Origin of the sequence: Micromonospora thermarum (assembly GCF_012034245.1) — a bacterium.
GTDB lineage: Bacteria > Actinomycetota > Actinomycetes > Mycobacteriales > Micromonosporaceae > Micromonospora > Micromonospora thermarum.
The window spans coordinates 148,269-164,634 of the sequence record NZ_JAATEO010000008.1; the positions used below are offsets into that span (position 1 = coordinate 148,269).

Annotated in this window: 13 protein-coding genes, 2 tRNA genes and 1 pseudogene; 5 read left to right on the forward strand and 11 right to left on the reverse strand. The window is 72.7% G+C overall.

The window, feature by feature from the left end; translation table 11 throughout:
* Window positions 1-98 precede the first annotated feature (98 nt).
* The 6 genes from HCJ94_RS09920 to HCJ94_RS09945 form a co-directional block, all read right to left on the reverse strand.
* Window positions 99-172 (reverse strand) — tRNA-Met (locus tag HCJ94_RS09920).
* 141 nt (window positions 173-313) lie between these two features.
* Window positions 314-387, reverse strand: a tRNA-Met gene (locus tag HCJ94_RS09925).
* A gap of 103 nt (window positions 388-490) precedes the next feature.
* Window positions 491-1,390, reverse strand: a complete 900-nt coding sequence (locus tag HCJ94_RS09930) for a hypothetical protein (RefSeq protein WP_168000677.1) — start codon at window positions 1,388-1,390, stop codon at window positions 491-493.
* Complete coding sequence (locus tag HCJ94_RS09935; protein WP_168000678.1) at window positions 1,380-1,889, reverse strand: SigE family RNA polymerase sigma factor; 510 nt, start codon at window positions 1,887-1,889, stop codon at window positions 1,380-1,382. Before HCJ94_RS09935 ends, HCJ94_RS09930 begins: the two co-directional genes overlap by 11 nt.
* 147 nt (window positions 1,890-2,036) lie before the next feature.
* Window positions 2,037-5,030 carry a UPF0182 family membrane protein gene (locus tag HCJ94_RS09940; protein WP_205800963.1) on the reverse strand — a complete coding sequence of 998 codons (2,994 nt, stop codon included), beginning with the start codon at window positions 5,028-5,030 and terminating at the stop codon, window positions 2,037-2,039.
* 264 nt (window positions 5,031-5,294) lie between these two features.
* Window positions 5,295-6,308, reverse strand: coding sequence for a YlbL family protein (locus HCJ94_RS09945; RefSeq protein ID WP_168000680.1), 1,014 nt, complete (start codon window positions 6,306-6,308; stop codon window positions 5,295-5,297).
* Between the two features lie 182 nt (window positions 6,309-6,490).
* Here HCJ94_RS09945 and HCJ94_RS09950 point away from each other — a divergent pair, with 182 nt between their 5' ends.
* Window positions 6,491-7,708, forward strand: coding sequence for a zinc-dependent metalloprotease (locus tag HCJ94_RS09950; protein WP_168000681.1), 1,218 nt, complete (start codon window positions 6,491-6,493; stop codon window positions 7,706-7,708).
* 127 nt (window positions 7,709-7,835) lie between these two features.
* On the opposite strand, the gene HCJ94_RS09955 is transcribed toward HCJ94_RS09950, so the two are convergent.
* Together HCJ94_RS09955 and HCJ94_RS09960 are read right to left on the reverse strand one after the other, a co-directional pair.
* Entirely contained in the window at window positions 7,836-8,642 is an 807-nt protein-coding gene (locus HCJ94_RS09955; RefSeq protein ID WP_309227210.1) for a hypothetical protein, read from the reverse strand.
* 103 nt (window positions 8,643-8,745) lie between these two features.
* On the reverse strand, window positions 8,746-9,264 hold the full coding sequence (locus HCJ94_RS09960) for a M48 metallopeptidase family protein (RefSeq protein ID WP_168000682.1): 519 nt from the start codon (window positions 9,262-9,264) through the stop codon (window positions 8,746-8,748).
* Between the two features lie 505 nt (window positions 9,265-9,769).
* Between HCJ94_RS09960 and HCJ94_RS09965 the strand changes: the two genes are divergently transcribed.
* From HCJ94_RS09965 to HCJ94_RS09975, 3 genes and pseudogenes are all read left to right on the forward strand, one after another.
* Window positions 9,770-9,937 carry a DUF5679 domain-containing protein gene (locus HCJ94_RS09965; protein WP_007072829.1) on the forward strand — a complete coding sequence of 56 codons (168 nt, stop codon included), beginning with the start codon at window positions 9,770-9,772 and terminating at the stop codon, window positions 9,935-9,937.
* A 192-nt stretch (window positions 9,938-10,129) separates the two neighbouring features.
* Window positions 10,130-11,173 (forward strand): annotated as a pseudogene (locus tag HCJ94_RS09970) (hypothetical protein); the annotation flags it as partial.
* Window positions 11,174-11,294: 121 nt separating this feature from the next.
* Complete coding sequence (locus HCJ94_RS09975) at window positions 11,295-12,641, forward strand: ABC1 kinase family protein (RefSeq protein WP_168000683.1); 1,347 nt, start codon at window positions 11,295-11,297, stop codon at window positions 12,639-12,641.
* 329 nt (window positions 12,642-12,970) lie between these two features.
* Here the strand turns inward: HCJ94_RS09975 and HCJ94_RS09980 are convergent, their stop codons facing one another.
* The 3 genes from HCJ94_RS09980 to HCJ94_RS09990 all read right to left on the reverse strand — a co-directional run bounded on the left by HCJ94_RS09980 (window position 12,971) and on the right by HCJ94_RS09990 (window position 16,007).
* Window positions 12,971-13,333, reverse strand: a complete 363-nt coding sequence (locus HCJ94_RS09980; protein WP_168000684.1) for a WhiB family transcriptional regulator — start codon at window positions 13,331-13,333, stop codon at window positions 12,971-12,973.
* 130 nt (window positions 13,334-13,463) lie between these two features.
* Complete coding sequence (locus HCJ94_RS09985) at window positions 13,464-13,721, reverse strand: hypothetical protein (RefSeq protein ID WP_168000685.1); 258 nt, start codon at window positions 13,719-13,721, stop codon at window positions 13,464-13,466.
* Window positions 13,722-13,844: 123 nt separating this feature from the next.
* Complete coding sequence (locus HCJ94_RS09990; protein WP_168000686.1) at window positions 13,845-16,007, reverse strand: ATP-dependent DNA helicase UvrD2; 2,163 nt, start codon at window positions 16,005-16,007, stop codon at window positions 13,845-13,847.
* An 84-nt stretch (window positions 16,008-16,091) separates the two neighbouring features.
* Between HCJ94_RS09990 and HCJ94_RS09995 the strand changes: the two genes are divergently transcribed.
* Window positions 16,092-16,334, forward strand: a complete 243-nt coding sequence (locus HCJ94_RS09995; RefSeq protein WP_168000687.1) for a mycoredoxin — start codon at window positions 16,092-16,094, stop codon at window positions 16,332-16,334.
* Window positions 16,335-16,366 lie beyond the last annotated feature (32 nt).

Below are 16,366 nucleotides of genomic sequence, written 5' to 3' on the forward strand. Positions count from 1 at the left end.
CCGAGAAGTGCAAGCGGGGCACGACAGTCGGCGCGGATGGCGGGCAGACTGCGGCAACGACGAAGGCCCCGGAGGGATCTCCGGGGCCTTCGAACGAGTAGCGGGGACAGGATTTGAACCTGCGACCTCTGGGTTATGAGCCCAGCGAGCTACCGAGCTGCTCCACCCCGCGTCGGCTTCACTACTGTACCCCATCGCACTCGACCATGATCCGCGCCCCCCGGACACCGGTAGCGCGGCACGAGTGGGCGGCACCACGACGCGCCCGGACACGACGAAGGCCCCGGAGGAGTCTCCGGGGCCTTCGGACGAGTAGCGGGGACAGGATTTGAACCTGCGACCTCTGGGTTATGAGCCCAGCGAGCTACCGAGCTGCTCCACCCCGCGTCGGTCCGTCAACCGTATCGCACCACCCCGGCCCGCCGCAAAACGACCGGCCACCCCGCCGAAAACGTGGAGGATTCCGGAGGCCGGAATCCCCCACGTGTCGTCAGCGCTGGCCGAGCCAGGACTCGATCGCCGCCACCGCGCGGCGGCTGTCGGCGTCGACCTGCGTACGCTCGGCCGAGGTGCCCTCCCAGCCCTGCTCCCACAGGATCGTCACCACGTCGTCGATCCGGATCGCGCGGATCAGCCGGACCTCCTCACCCTCGACCGGGTTCCCCTCCAGGTCACGGGCGTCGCTCCGGATCTCGAAGAGCACCGAAGCGTCGCCGTAGCCACGGTCGTCGAGCAGCCGCAGCCGGTACGTCACCGGGTTCTCACCCGTACCCTGCTGCTCCGGGCAGGCCTGGACCGCCTCGCGCAACTCGCGCAGCGCGTCGTCGGCGCGACCCGCCTTGTAGATGGTGATGGTGTGGATGTAACTGCCGTCCGGGACGTAGTCGGCGGGATTCTTGGCGAACTTGTAGGCGAGGGACCGGGTCCGCCGTTGCACGATCGTGTCGTCGCTGGGGAAGCGGGCCCCGCACACCGACGGCAGCGCCTCGGTGTCCTGGAACGACTCGAGCCCCTTGTCGTTCGCCGCCGCGAGCCGGAAGAACGCCTTGTCCGGGATCGAGGTCGGGCCCGGCCGAGCCGGGGACGTCGAGGTCGACGCCGAGGTCCGCGGCGTACCGCTGGGGGTCGTCAACGGGGTCGGGGACGTGGTCGGCGACGGCGCCGTCGGACTGCCGCCGGGCGGCGCCACCGGGGTCGGCTCGGCGGAGAGCGCGAGCCGGGTGCCGGTCGCCACACCGGCCACCAGGACCGCCGCCGCGAGGGCGGTGCCGGTCATCCGGACCCGGGCGCGCCGGTCGGCGGCGCGCCGGAGCGTCTCCGGGACGGGCAGGGTTCGGGCGTCCGCCTCGTCGGCGAGCGACCGGTAGAAGTCGTACAGGTCACGCGACATCGTTCGCCTCCAGTCGTTCGTCGGTGAGGTCGGGCAGGAGGGCCGCCAGCCGGGCACGTCCCCGGGACAGCCAGGACTTCACGGTGCCGGTGGGCACGTCGGTCTCGCGGGCGATGTCCTCCACCGACATGTCGTAGAGGTAGTGCAGGGCGAGCGCCTGCCGTTGCGCGGCCGGGAGCTGCCGGAGCGCGCCGACCAGCAGCACGGTGTCCTCGTTCGGTGGCGGAACCGGGTCCGGTGGGCCGGTGCGGCGGACCACCGCGCGCCAGCCGGTCAGCCGCCGCCAGCGGTCGGTGGCCAGCCGGGCCACCACCAGCCGCAGCCACGCCTCCGGTGCCGGGTGCGTGGTGAGCCGGCCCCACTGCCGCCAGGCCCGGGCGTACGCCTCCTGCACCAGGTCCTGCGCCTCGCTGTGGTCGCCGGTGACGGCGTAGCCGTAGCGGAGCATCCGGTGCGCGGTGCTCCGGTAGAACTCGTCGAAACTCTCCGCGTCCCTCATGTCGCCATCACGTGTCCCCAAGGTCCGTCGCTGTCGTTGTCCTGAGAACGGGCCCACCGTCCCGCCGGTTGCATCCAGGCTGTCGGGAAGACGACGGCGCCCCCGGACCCCAATCCTGGGGTTCCGGGGGCGCCGTCGGTCGCGGTGTCAGCCGCCGGGCCTCGGGGAGGCGCTGCCGCTCGGCGTGGGTGTGCCGCCGGGGGCCGCCGTGGGCGCGGCGGTCCCCTGGGCCTGCTGGAAGGCGGTGATCGCCTCGTCGAGCGCCTTCAGCGCGCGCCCGTACCGTTCGAAGTCGCCCGAGGCCTGCGCGGCGCGGACCTCCGTGATCGCGGTCTGGACGCGGTTCGCGGCCTCGGCCAGCTCACCGGTGAGCGGGGGCGGCGTCGCACCCGGACTCGGTGAGGGCGGCGGGGTCTCGCCGGGCGGTGGCGGCGGGGTGGGCGTGGCGCCGGCCCGCTTGCCCTGCTCGACGAGCTGCTTGATGCCGTCGGTGAGGTTGTCGGCGAGCACCACGTACGAACCGCCGTCGCCGTACGACAGGAGCACCTTCTGGAGCAGCGGATACGCGTCCTGCTGGTTGCTCTTCACGTAGACCGGCTCGACGTAGAGCATGCCGTTGCCGAACGGCAGGGACAGCAGGTTGCCGTACTGGACCTGTGCCTGGTTCGACGAGAGCAGGTTCAGCTGCTGCCGGATCTGGGCGTTGTTGGTCATCTGCTGGTGCACCTGCACCGGACCGGAGATCCGCGTCTGGTCCGGCAGCTCCAGCACCTCCAGCCGTGGCTGCCCGTCCACGTACGACCCGGAGATCAGCGCGGCCAGGTTCTGCCGGCCGTTCGGGGTGACCGCGGCGGTGAGCTGGAACCGCGGGGACTCCTGCCCGGGGAACTGGGTGAAGAGGTAGTACGGAGGCTGCTTCTGCCCGCTGTCCGGCGCGTCCGGCACGTTCGGCACCTGCCAGAAGTCCTGGCCGGAGTAGAAGTCGCCGGGGTTGGTCACGTGGAACCGGGTGAGCAGGTTGCGCTGCACCTTGAACAGGTCGGCCGGGTACCGGAAGTGCGCGGTCAGGTCGGCCGGGATCTCCGACTTCGGCTTGACCAGGTCACCACCGAAGGCCTTGTTCCAGGCCTTGAGCACCGGGTCGCTCTCGTCGAACTCGTACAGCGTGACGGTGCCGTCGTACGCGTCGACGGTGGCCTTCACCGAGTTGCGGATGTAGTTTACGTTCTCCCGGGCCAGCTGGAAGGTGCCGCGGCCGGTCAGCTCGTCGGTCGTCTCCTGCTGGAGGTTGACCCGCTCCGCGTACGGGTAGGTGGCGGCGGTGGTGTAGCCGTCGATGATCCACTGGACCCGGCCGCCGACCACCGCCGGGTACGGGTCGCCGTCCACGGTGAGGAACGGGGCGACCTTCTCCACCCGCTCGCGGGGGTTGCGGACGTAGAGCAGCTTGGAGTTCTCGTTGACCGCTTCGGAGAGCAGGAAGTTCGACTCCTGCTCCTTGATCGCGTAGAGCAGCCGGCGGGTGAACGAGCCGATCTCGACACCGCCGGAGCCGGTGTACGTGTAGTAGGACTCGGGGCCGTTGTCGCCGCCCTCGCCCACCGGCCGGTCGAACTCGGCGGGGTTCGCGTCGGGGTCGGCCTTGCCGACGATGGCGTAGTCGCCGTCCTCCATCCGCTCGCCGTAGTAGATGCGCGGCTGGCTGGACGGGATCTGCTCGGTCTGCGAGGAGCACGCCTCCTGCGACTTTTCGCCGAGGAAGCCGCTGACGAAGAACGGCTGGCCGCCGCAGACGACCTGGTTGGCCGGGGCGGCCACCACGCCGTACCCGTGGGTGTAGACGGTGTGGCGGTTGATCCAGTTGCTCTGCTGCGCGGTCAGCTCGCTGTAGTTGATCTCACGGACACCGACCACGTAGTCCTGGGTCTTGCCGCTGACGGCGTAGCGGTCGATGTCGAGCTTGGGACCGAAGTCGTAGAAGCCGCGGACCTGCTGGAGCTGCGTGTACGTCTCGCTGACCAGCTGCGGGTCCAGCAGGCGGGCGTTGGGCACGACCGCCGTGTCCGTGGCCAGCGTCGCCGGGGGCGTCAGGTTGCTCGCCGCGTACGGTGTGGTCTCGGCCCCGGTGAGGCCGAACGCCGCCCGGGTCGCGTCGATGCTGCGCTGGATGTACGGCGCCTCCTTGTCCCGGGCGCTCGGCTTCACCTCGAACGTCTGCACCGCCCACGGGTAGATGCCGCCGATCGCGACCGCGGAGACGCCCAGCAGGGCCAGCGAGATGCCCGGCCAGACCAGGTTCCGCATCCAGGCGTTCGAGAAGACGATGATCGCGATCGCCACCACGACCGAGATGTAGGCGAGGATCTCCTTCGCCGGGAGCAGCGCGTTGACGTCGGCGTACCCGGCGCCGTACACGTTGGCGCCGTCGTTGTACTCCAGCAGCATCGCCCGCCGGTCGAGCACGTACGCGATGGCCTTGAGCAGCACGAAGACCGCGACCAGCGTGCTCAGGTGGGCGCGCGCGGCGTTGCTCATCCGGTCCCCGACGCCCTGGAGCCGGACGCCGCCGAAGATGTAGTGAACGGCGAGCGCCCCGATCAGCGCCAGCACCACGGCGGTGAAGGCGACCCCCAGCAGGTAGCGCCAGAACGGCAGGTCGAAGACGTAGAAGCCGACGTCGACCCCGAACTCCGGGTCCTTGACACCGAAGTCGCCGCCGTTGCGGAAGAGCAGCCACTGGTTCCACCGGCTCTGCGCCGACAACCCGGCGAAGAGGCCGACCACGGCGGCGACCAGCGCGATCCAGGTGCCGAGCCGCGGGCTCAGCAGCATCCGGTAGCGCTCCAGGGTGGCCTGCTCGGGGGACTGCGGCCGCATCCGGGGCCGCAGCCGGTGGGCCAGCCAGAGGTTGCCGCCCACGACGACCGCCATGCCGAGCCCGACCGCGAGGAAGAGCAGCAGCCGGGTGGCGAGCACCCCGGTGAAGACCTCCTTGTAGTCGACCTCGTCGAACCACAGCCAGTCGGTCCACGCCTGCACACCCCAGCCGAGCAGGGTGAAGAGCACGAACACCCCGACCAGGACACCGATCGTGACGCGACCGCGTCGGCTCATCCTCGGTAGGGGGGCGCTGCTACGCATGACCACTGTTGGCTCCGCACGCTCGATGTGATCGGCTCCGACCAGGCAACCAGAGTACGGGGTCTTCCTGAACGTGTCGGTCCACGGTCGCGCCGGGTCGGCCGTGGCGGGGCGGGCCCGTCGCCGTGACCTGGCTAGATGGGGGTCGGCCCGGGTGCCGGCGACGATCGGAAGCGGTCAAGGGGTGGGTCGCGAGCGTGCCGGCCGGCACCCCCTGGCAGCGAGCGTGCCGGCCGGCACCCCCTGGCAGCGAGCGTGCCGCCCCTAGCAGCGGGCGGGTTGGCCGCCGGAGCGCAGCGCCTCCAACGCCATCAGCGCGTCGTCCAGCGTGGCGACCCTCAGCAGCGGCAGGTCGGGCTGCGGGTTGCGGACGGCCTCGGCGCAGTTGTCGGCCGGGACCAGGAACGCGGTGGCGCCCGCGTCCTTCGCCCCGACCAGCTTCTGAGCGATACCGCCGATCGGGCCGACCCGGCCCTCGTCGTCGATCGTGCCGGTGCCGGCGATGATCCGGCCGCCGGTCAGGTCCTGCGGGGTCAGCTTGTCCACGATGCCGAGGGCGAACATGAGGCCGGCGCTCGGGCCGCCGATGTCCTCCAGGTCGATCGTCAGCGTGAACGGGTGCGGCTGCTGCTGGTCGATCTCGATCCCGATGCGGGGCCGGCCGTCCTGCTCACGGCTGGTGATCCGGGCGGTCGCGGCGGCGCCGTTCCGGGTGTAGCCGATCGCCAGGGCGGTCCCCGCCGGCTTGGCGCGGATCAGCTCGGTGAGCCGGGCCGCCACCGTGACGGGCTGCCCGTCGACCGAGGTCACCACGTCGCCGGGCTTGAGGACGCCGTTCGACGGACCGTCGGCGGCGACCGTCTTGACCACCACCTGCACCGGGTACCCCAGCTCGCGCAGCGCCGCCGTCTCCGCACTGGTCTGGGAGACCTTGAAGTCCTCCGCGTTGCGCTCCTCGACCTCCTCCTGGCTCTCCCCCGGCGGGTACACCAGCTCGCGGGGCACCACCGCCTCGTCGTCGGAGAACCAGCCCTGGATGGCCGAACGCAGCTTGACCGAGGGCTGCACCCCCACCGTGGTCAGCCGCAACTGCCCCGCCGAGGTGGAGGTCTCCCGGCCGGTGATCTGGATGACCTCCTTACCGTCCTCGGCGCCCAGCGTGTTGACGGTCGGACCCGGGCCGAGCACCACGTACGGGATGGGCGCCGCGAGCACGCCGATGCTGAGCAGAGTGGTGAGCAGGGCACCGAGCAGGACGGTCACGCCGCGACGTCTCATGCGGCAGAGCGTACCGAGCGGGCCGGTCGGCGCCGGCGGACGAGCCGGGACTTCGCCCTGAGCGCAACGCCAGCAGGCGCGACCTGGGGCGCGGCGCGCGTACCGTAGACCTCGTGCCTGATATTCCGTTCGGTTTCGCGCTTCCGGGTGGGCAACCGCCAGACCCCAACGACCCTGCGCAGATGCAGCAGTTCATGTCGCAGTTGCAGCACCTGCTGTCGGCGCCCGGCAGCGGCCCGGTGAACTGGGACCTGGCCCGCCAGGTGGCCGCGAGCCAGCTCGCCGCGTCGGGTGACCCGGCGGTCTCGCCGTACGAGCGCAACGCGGTCGAGGAGGCACTCCGCCTGGCCGACCTGTGGCTGGAGCCGGCGTCGGCGCTGCCCTCGGGCATCCACACCTCCGTCGCGTGGAACCGGAACGAATGGATCTACAAGACGCTCGACGTCTGGCGCAAGCTGTGCGACCCGGTGGCCAGCCGGATGGTCGGCGCGATGGGCGACCTGGTGCCGCCGGAGGCGCGCGCCCAGCTCGGCCCGATGCAGTCGATGGTGGCCACCCTCGGTGGCGCGCTCTTCGGCGGCCAGCTCGGCCAGGCCCTCGGCTCGCTCGCCGCGGAGGTGCTCTCCGCCGGTGACATCGGGCTGCCGCTCGGCCCGGCCGGCACGGCCGCGCTGATCCCGGCCAACATCCGGGAGTACGGCGCCGGCCTGGAGCTGCCGGAGGACGAGGTCCGCCTCTACGTGGCGCTGCGCGAGGCCGCCCACCAGCGGCTCTTCGAGCACGTGCCGTGGCTGCGCGGGCACGTCCTCAGCGCCGTGGAGATGTACGCCTCGGGCATCCGGGTCAACCGGGAGGCGATCGAGGAGGCGATGGGCCGGGTCGACCCGACCGACCCGGAGTCGATGCAGGCGATCGCCCTGGAGGGCATCTTCACGCCGGAGGACAGCCCGGCGCAGAAGGCGTCGCTGGCCCGGTTGGAGACCGCGCTGGCCCTGGTCGAGGGTTGGGTGTGCCACGTGGTGGACAGCGCGGCCGGGGGCCGGCTGCCCAACGTCGTCCGGCTCGGCGAGGCGCTCCGGCGGCGCCGGGCCGCGGGCGGGCCGGCCGAGCAGACCTTCGCCGCCCTGGTCGGCCTGGAGCTGCGCCCGCGCCGGCTGCGGGAGGCGGCGGCGCTGTGGGCGGCCCTCACCGAGCACCGGGGCATCGCCGGCCGGGACGCCCTGTGGGGCCACCCCGACCTGCTGCCGTCCGACGACGACTTCGCCGACCCGGTGGCGTTCGCCCGGTCCCAGCCGGATCTCGGGGAGCTGGAGAGTTTCGACTTCAGCGCGCCGGGCGGCCCGGAGGAGAAGGCCCCGGGCGAGCCGGGCGAGGGACCCGAGGAGCCGCCGGCGCGCTGACGGGCCAGCGTCTGATCGTCTCGGGTTGCGGGCGGGTCGGGGTGTCCGGCCGCCGCCGGATGCCACCGACATCCCGCAACCCGGGTCGATCTCGACCGGCGCCGCGTCACGGCGGCGCGGGCGCGGGTCAGCGTAGGCGGCCGGTGCCGGAGAGCAGGGCTCGCGTGGTGTCCCAGCCCTCCAGGGCCGGGTTCAGCAGGGCCAGGTCGCCCGGGCCGCGCAGGCGGTGCCACGCCGGCGTCACCGCGAGGTCACCGGGGCGGGGCGCCGCCGCCCGCACGGCCGCGGGCCGCGCGCTGTCGAGGTCCAGCGTCGGCAACCACTCCGGTACGGGCAACCGCGCCGCCACACCGAGCAGGCCGGGACCGCCGCCCTCGGCCGGCGCGACCGCGACCGGCCTGGTGGTGAGGGGCCGGAGCAGCTTGCCGATGACCAGCCCGGGCAGGTCCGGGGCGTCACCGGCGATCACGGCCACCTGGTCGTAGCGTCCGGAGGGCACTTCGCGGTCGGCACCGGCTGGACGACCGGCCTCGGCCCACGCCGCCCGCTCGGGCAGTGCGGCCCGCCCACCCGGCCCGGCCTCGGGACCCGGCCCCGCCTCGGAACCGTTGACCGGGCCTGGCGCGCCGCCCGGCACGCGTTGCGACGGGTCCCGGGCGAGGCCCGGACCGGCAGGGCGGTCCGGCCCGCACGCGTCGAGCACGGCGTTGACGGTGGGCTCGGGTATCTCGTACACCCGCGTGCCGGGCCAGACCACGGCGTCGGCCAACCACCGGTCGGTCGGGGTCACCGCGACCGCGGTCTCGACCTCGTTGAGCGTGGCGAGCAGGTCGACGACGTCCTCGGCGAGCGCGGTCCGCCACTCGATCGGATCGATACCCGGCGGGGACCACGCCACCGGACCGAGCAACGCCACTACCAACCGTCGAGCCACGGACCGACCCTACGCCCGGTCTCGTTCGAGATCGACTCCATGTCGCTGGCATCGCTCGATCACCGGACCCGGACACCGCCGTGCCGCCGTCATGGCGTGGCGGTCAGGAGCCGGAGACCGCGGCGACACCCTCCAGGTAGCCGCGGGCGCGCTCGGTCTTCGGGTACCGGCCGACCAGCTCCCAGAACCGGGCGTTGTGACTCGGCACGATGAGGTGGGCCAGCTCGTGGAGCAGGACGTAGTCGATGACCCAGTCCGGCATGTCCTGGACCCGGTGCGAGATGCGGATCGTCCGGTCCGCCGGGGTGCAGGAGCCCCACCGGCCGTTCTGGTTGGTCACCCAGCGAACGCTGCTGGGCACGGCGTCCAGCCCGTGGTCGGCCAGGTAGAGCGTGATCAGTCGGGTGGCGCGGGCGAGCAACTCGGCGTCGGACCGGGCCAGCCGGCCCTCCCGGGCGGCGAGCCGGGCGAGCATCCGGTCGACCCACTCGCTCTCCTCGGCCCGGGAGAACTGGTCGGGGATCAGGACGACGACGCGCTCACCGTCGCGGTACGCGGACACCGTCCGTCGCCGGCGCTGGCTGCGCCGTACCTCGACGACCGGCTTTCGCGCCCCTGCCATCAGCGGGCCGCGCAGCCTCGGATTCCTGTCACGAGGGAAAGCTACTGCGTGGTGACCAGGGGTCCGCAAGAGTCAACACGACGACACGCGCCCGGAAAGTGGGGATTGGTCGCCAGGAGTCCCGAAAATTTCTGTGACAGAGAGTCCCCAGCCACGGTCCGTAGCGGGCCGAGGCGTCCGTCGACCGCGTCCTTTCACCGTAAGTGATCATCCAGGCGTACGCCACGCGGGGGTGTCCTGATGGACGTTTTACGGGCATCCGGTCGGCGTGTCCCCGCCAAACTCACTTATCCGACCTAATTCGCCATGCACACTCTCGACGTCAACTTGCTCACAGAGTCGATGCAGAGCTGACATGGAACTGCCCACACCTGGGTAGGGTCCGCGGACCAGCGGTCACGACAGTGGCCGCGACGAAAGGCCCAGCGCCGGAGCCATCCCGTGGCCCGCCGCCGGGAACACCGCCGGATGAGGGTTCGCCGGCGGACGAGACGAGGAGGGCACCGTGGCCGACCAGGCCCAGACCTACAACGGTTACTGCGTCAAGTGCAAGGAGAAGCGGGACTTCGAGGGGCACATCGAGGTCTCCAAGACCGGAATGAACATGGCCAAGGGCAAGTGTCCGGTGTGCGGCACAACAGTGAACCGCATCCTGGGCAAGGCGAAGGTCTGACCCGTCCGGGTCGCGTGGAAGGGGTGGCCACGGCCACCCCTTCCGCCGTATCCGGCAACTGTCAGTTGCCGGACAGGCACACACGGCTCCTGTGGATAACCCGCCGCTCCCTGTGGACAACCCTGGACAGGGCGATGCGCACCTGTGGACAACGATCGACGGACAGCAGGGACTCGGTCACGATTCGTGGTCATGACCCGTGCCGCGCTGCCCCGACCCACCCTCCTGCCCGGCCTCACCCGCCTCTGGCGTGACCGGCACACCCTGCAACTGGGTGTCGACCCCGGCCGGGCCGTCCTGCTGGAGATCGCCAACCCTCGGGCGGCGCGGCTGCTCGACCTGCTGGACGGCACCCGCAGCGAGCGGCACGTCCTGGAGCACGCGGCCACGATCGACGTCGGCCGGGACGAGGCCCGCACGCTGCTCGACACGCTGCGCGGCGCCGGTCTGGTCGTCGCCGCGCACACGCTGGTGCCGCGCGACCTGGCCGGCCCGCCACGGGCCCGGCTGGCCACCGAGGCCGGGGCTCTCGCCCTGGCCGCCGCGCGACTACCGGGCACGCCGGCCCAGGTGCTGCGCCGCCGGCTGGCCGCGCGCGTGGTGCTCGCGGGCGCCGGCCCCCTCGGCGCTCCCATGGCGCTCGCCCTGGCCCAGGCCGGGATCGGCCACGTCCGGCCCCAGCTGACCGGGCCGGTCGGTCCGGCCGACCTGGTCGGCACCGGGATCCCGGCCGCCGATCTCGGCCGCCCGCTCGGCGACGCGGTCCGCGACGCGCTCGCCCGCACCGCCCCCGGCACCGCCACCGGTCCGCTCCGCCCCGGCCGGGCCGACCTCGTGGTCCAGCTCGGTACGGACCGGCCGGCCGCCCTGGTCGCCGCCGCCCACGCCCAGCGCCGCCAGGTACACCTGCTGGTCGACCTCCGCGAGGGGGTACCGGTGGTCGGCCCCCTGGTCCGGCCGCCCGTCGGGCCCTGCCTCAACTGCCTCGACCTGCACCGCACCGACCGCGATGCCGACTGGCCGGCGCTCGCCGCCCAGCTCGCCGCCGGAGCGCCCGAGGCGATGTGCGCGACGCCGACGCTGCTGGCCGCGACGGCGTACGCGACCGCGGAGGCGCTGGCCCACCTCGACGGGAGCACGCCGGAGACGCTCGGCTGCGCCGTCGAGGTGACCGGCGCGGGTCGGTTGCGCCGCCGGCTCTGGGCTCCCCATCCGTCCTGCGCCTGCTCCCGGCGACCGCACCCCGCGCGGCCGGAGCGCGCCGCCGCCGACGCCGCCACGACGGTCGGGTCCCGCGGAACGGCCCAGCCCGGCCGCACGGCAGCCGCGGGCCCGTCGAGTCGGTAACAATGACCGGGTGACCGACATCCCGCGCCGGGCCGTGTCCCGGACCGCCAAGCTCGCCGCTCTGCCGCTCGGCTTCGCCGGCCGGACCGTCCTCGGCATGGGTAAGCGCGTCACCGGGCTCGCCTCCGACGTGATCTCCGCGGAGATCCAGCAGCGCACCGCCGAGCAGCTCTTCAGCGTCCTCGGCCAGCTCAAGGGCGGCGCGATGAAGTTCGGCCAGGCGTTGTCGGTCTTCGAGGCGGCGCTGCCCGAGGATATCGCCGCCCCCTACCGACAGGCGCTGACGAAGCTTCAGGAGGCCGCGCCGCCGCTGCCGGCGGCGAGCGTGCACAAGGTGCTCGCCGAGCAGCTCGGCCCCGACTGGCGGGACCGTTTCCTCGAGTTCAACGACACCCCGGCGGCGGCCGCCAGCATCGGCCAGGTGCACCGCGCGCTCTGGCGGGACCCGGGCTACGGGCCGGCGGGCGCGCCGGCCAGCCGCGAGGTCGCCGTCAAGATCCAATATCCGGGCGCGGGCGACGCGCTCCTCGCCGACCTCAAGCAGCTCTCCCGGCTGGGCGCGATGTTCCGCGCGATCCAGCCGGGGCTGGACGTCAAGCCGCTCCTGGTCGAGCTGCGGGAGCGGATCACCGAGGAGCTCGACTACGAGCTGGAGGCGGAGTCGCAGCGCGCCTTCGCCGCCGCGTACGCGGACGACCCGGAGATCTACATCCCGGCGGTGGTCTCGGCGTCGCCCCGGGTCCTGGTCACCGAGTGGGTCGAGGGCACGCCGCTGGCCGACATCATCCGTGAGGGCACCGAGGAGCAGCGCGACGAGGCCGGCCGGCTGATGGCCACCCTGCACCTCTCCGCGCCGCAGCGCGCCGGGCTGCTGCACGCCGACCCGCACCCGGGCAACTTCCGGCTGATGCCCGACGGGCGGCTCGGTGTGATCGACTTCGGGGCGGTGGCCCGGATGCCCGAGGGCACGCCGGAACCGATCGGCCGGATCGCCGCGCTGGCGCTGCGTGGCGACGCGGAAGAGGTGGTCGCGGGCCTGCGGGAGGAGGGGTTCGTCAGCTCCTCCGAGCCGATCGACGCCGAGGCGGTGCTCGACTTTCTCCATCCGATGCTGGCGCCGATCGCCGCCGAGGAGTTCCGGTTCACCCGGGCCTGGCTGCGCGGCGAGGCGGCCCGGCTGGCCAACCCCCGCTCCCCCGCGCACCAGCTCGGCCGGCAGCTCAACCTGCCCCCGTCGTACCTGCTGATCCACCGGGTGACGCTCGGCTCGATCGGGGTGCTCTGCCAGTTGGAGGCGAAGGCGCCGTACCGGGGCATCCTGGAGCGGTGGTTGCCCGGCTTCGCGCCGGTCGCCTGACACTCGGGCGGGCGCGCCCGGAACGACCGGACGCGCCCGACGTGACGGGTACGAAAGAAGGGCCCCTCCCTCGGGAGGGGCCCTTCGCACCTACAGAACGCCCAGCTCGCGGGCCGACCGGCTGCGGGCGGCCATGGCGACGGTACGGGCGGAACGGGTTGCCTCAGTGCTCGTGGTGGTGCGACCGGCCTGAGGCCGGAGCATTCGAGCCCGGGACAACGCTTCGTTGAGTAGTTGCGTCTCGGTGGTGTTGAACAGGTTCAGCATTCTCGTCAGCTTTCTCGCGGCCGGTGGGTCACCGGCGGTTGGTGGAACGGATCGGGTAGTTGTCAGGCCGCCAGCCGGACCGCGTCACGCGTGGACAGCCCACTGGCCGCCAGGCGCGCCTCGGCCTCGACCCGGAGCGCGGCGTCACGGGCGACGTCCTCCTTGCGCGGACGGCCACGGGGCCGCTTGCGCGGGACGACCGCGCCACGCTCGAAGATCTCGCCACCCCAGACGCCCCAGGGCTCGGCCCGCTCCACCGCACCGGCCAGGCACTCGACGCGCAGCGGGCAGTCCCCGCAGAGCGACTTGGCCAGCTCGAGCTCGGTGGGCGAGTCGGAGAACCACAGGTCGGGGTCGAACTTCCGGCAGGGCAGGTTCGCCTCCAGCTCGACGTTGATGTCGAGCGGGGCCAACGCCAGACTCATCGCCCGGTCACCTCTCTCTCACTTCGATCTCGTGGATCGCACTTCCGACGTACTTCGGCGGGGCAAAAAACTGAGGCCGCGGATCCCGGTGTGCGGGTTCCGCGGCCTCGAGGTGAGCCGGTGGTCTGGTTCAGACCGGTCTACCTCGAGGTGGAACACCGCGGACGTCCATGCGCCGCTTGGCGACATCGACACCCTTGCCCGTGAAGCCACTGGTCCCCTGGGTACCGTTCGGTGCCGGCGCGAGAATCAGCTCGGCCTGAGTCTCGGCCTGGTGCACCTGCGGAACCGACGGTCGCGCAACGGCGTGGGCAACCTGGACAGCCGACAGCGGAGCGACGGCAGCGGGCAGCGCCGCCGGACGCTCGTTGATGTAGAAGATCTCCATTGGTGCCACCTCCTCTGACGTTCCTCGTGCCGACTGGACCCACACCCGTGAGCAGCCCGAATGCCGCCGCTCGCGAGGTGTGCCATGAGGCTATGACGCCCGCGGGGGCGAGGGCAAACGAATTTACGACGAGATTTCGAAAGTTTTCTCCGGGCAGATTTCGTCCACCGCCGCACCGGCCACCAGCGCCAGCACCGCCTCCCCGTAGAGCCCCAGCTTGCGCGGCCCGATCCCGGCGATCGCCGTCAGGTCCTGCGGCCGGCTCGGCCGCCGCTCGGCCAGCGCGACCAGGGTCGCGTCGGTGAAGACCACGTACGCCGGAACCCGCTGGCCACCGGCCACGCGGCGTCGCCACTCGCGTAGGCGCTCGTGCAGCTCCTCGTCGATGTCCGACGGGCAGGTGGCGCAGCGGCCCACCTTGCGGTCCGGACCGGCGAGCAGTGTCGCGCCGCAGATCCGGCAGGAGACGATCTGGGTACGCCGCCGCTCGGCGGTACGCCGGACCCCGCCCGCCCCGGCCCGCTCGGTCCCGCCCGACCGGTCCAACTGGGGCAGGAACCGGCAGGGCCGCCTAGCCCGCCCGCCCGGCGAGCGGGCCGAGGCGTACGAGAGCCAGAGCCACTCGCGGGCCCGGGTGATGCCCACGTACAGCAGCCGGCGCTCCTCCTCCACCTGCTCGGGAGTCTTCGCGTACGTGGTGGGGAGGGTGCCTTCGGAGAGCCCGACCAGGAACACCGCGTCCCACTCCAGGCCCTTCGCCGAGTGCAGGGACGCGAGGGTCACGCCCTCGACGGTGGGCGCGTGCTGGGCGGCCGCGCGCCGGGCCAGCTCGTCGGTGAAGTCGGCCAGCGTGACCGGGCGCTCCACCGAGGCGGCCGGCCCGATCGGCAGGACCGGCGGGGTGGCCGCGTACTCCTCGGCGAGCTGGACAAGCGCGGCGAGCGCCTCCCACCGCTCGCGGGCCGCGCCACCGGCCGGCGGGCTGTCGGGTGCCCAGCCCACCGCGCCGAGCGCCTCGACCACGGCGACCGGCAGCGGGGTCTCCCCCGGGATCGAGCGGGTGGCGGCCCGCAGCGCGACCATCGCCTGCCGCACCTCGGCGCGCTCGAAGAACCGCTCCGCCCCCTGAACCTGGTACGGCACCTCGGCCTCGGTCAGCGCCTTCTCGTACGCCTCGGACTGCGCGTTGGTGCGGAACAGCACGGCGATCTCGCGGGCCGGTGTGCCGGCGTCGACCAGCGCGCGGCAGCGGGCGGCGACGGCGGCGGCCTCGGCCGGCTCGTCGGTGAAGATCCGCAGATCCGGCTCCGGGCCGGCCGGTCGCTGGCCGACCAGCTCCAGGCGCAGCCGGGCCTCGGTGCCCCGGGCCTGCGAGATCACCGCGTTGGCGAGGCCGACGACCTGGGGGGTGGAGCGGTAGTCGCGGACCAGCCGGACCACCGTCGCGCCCCGGTGGCGACGCGGGAAGTCGACGAGGTACGCCGAGGTGGCGCCGGTGAACGAGTAGATGGTCTGGCTGGCGTCGCCGACCACGGTCAGGTCGTCGCGCCCGCCCAGCCACGCCTCCAGCAGCCGCTGCTGGAGGGGGTTGACGTCCTGGTACTCGTCGACGACGAAGTGCCGGTACTGGGCGCGGACCTGCTCGGCCACGTCCGGGTGCTCCTCGATGCCCCACACCGCGGCGCGCAGCATGTCCTCGAAGTCGATCACACCGCCCGACCGCTTGAGCTTCTCGTACGCGGCGAAGACGTCGGCGACCTTCGCCGGCTCGTACGGGGTGTCGCGCAGCGCCTTGGCCGCCGCCACCACGTACTCCCCGGGCTCGACCAGGGACGACTTGGCCCACTCGATCTCACCGGCGAGGTCCCGGGCGCCCGCCCGGTCGGCCCGCAGCCCCACCTTCCCGGCGGCGAGGGTGACCAGCCGGACCTTGCTGTCCAGCAGTTCGGGCATCGCCCGACCGTCGAGGAGCCGGGGCGCGAAGTACCGCACCTGGCGCAGGGCCGCCGCGTGGAACGTCCGCGCCTGCACGCCGGGCACCCCGAGCGCGGTGAGCCGGCTGCGCATCTCGGCGGCGGCGCGGGCGGTGAAGGTGACGGCGAGCACGTGCCGTGGCGAGATCTCGCCGGTCAACGCCCGGTGGGCGATCCGCGAGGTGACCGCCCGCGTCTTCCCGGTGCCGGCGCCGGCCAGGATGCAGACCGGGCCGGCCGGGGCGGTCACCGCCGACCGCTGCTCCGGATCGAGCCCGGCGAGCACGCGCTCGGACGTTGAGTGAACCACCACAGCGAGGAATTGTCTCAGCTCCGCCGGACGTTGCTCTGGTTAGCCTCAGCTTGATTCACGACTGCGACCTTGGAGGACCCGACGATGCTGACGATGTATTCCACTTCCTGGTGCGGCTACTGCCACCGCCTGAAGTCGCAGCTGGACCGGGAGGGCATCGGGTACGAGGTGGTCGACATCGAGCAGGACCCGAAGGCCGCCGAGTTCGTGATGAGCGTCAACGGGGGCAACCAGACGGTGCCGACGCTGCGCTTCGCCGACGGCAGCGCGCTCACCAACCCGTCGGTCAAGCAGGTCAAGGAGCACCTGGCCAAGCTGGCCGCCTGACCGTGGATCAACACCCGAGCGGCCGACCCCGG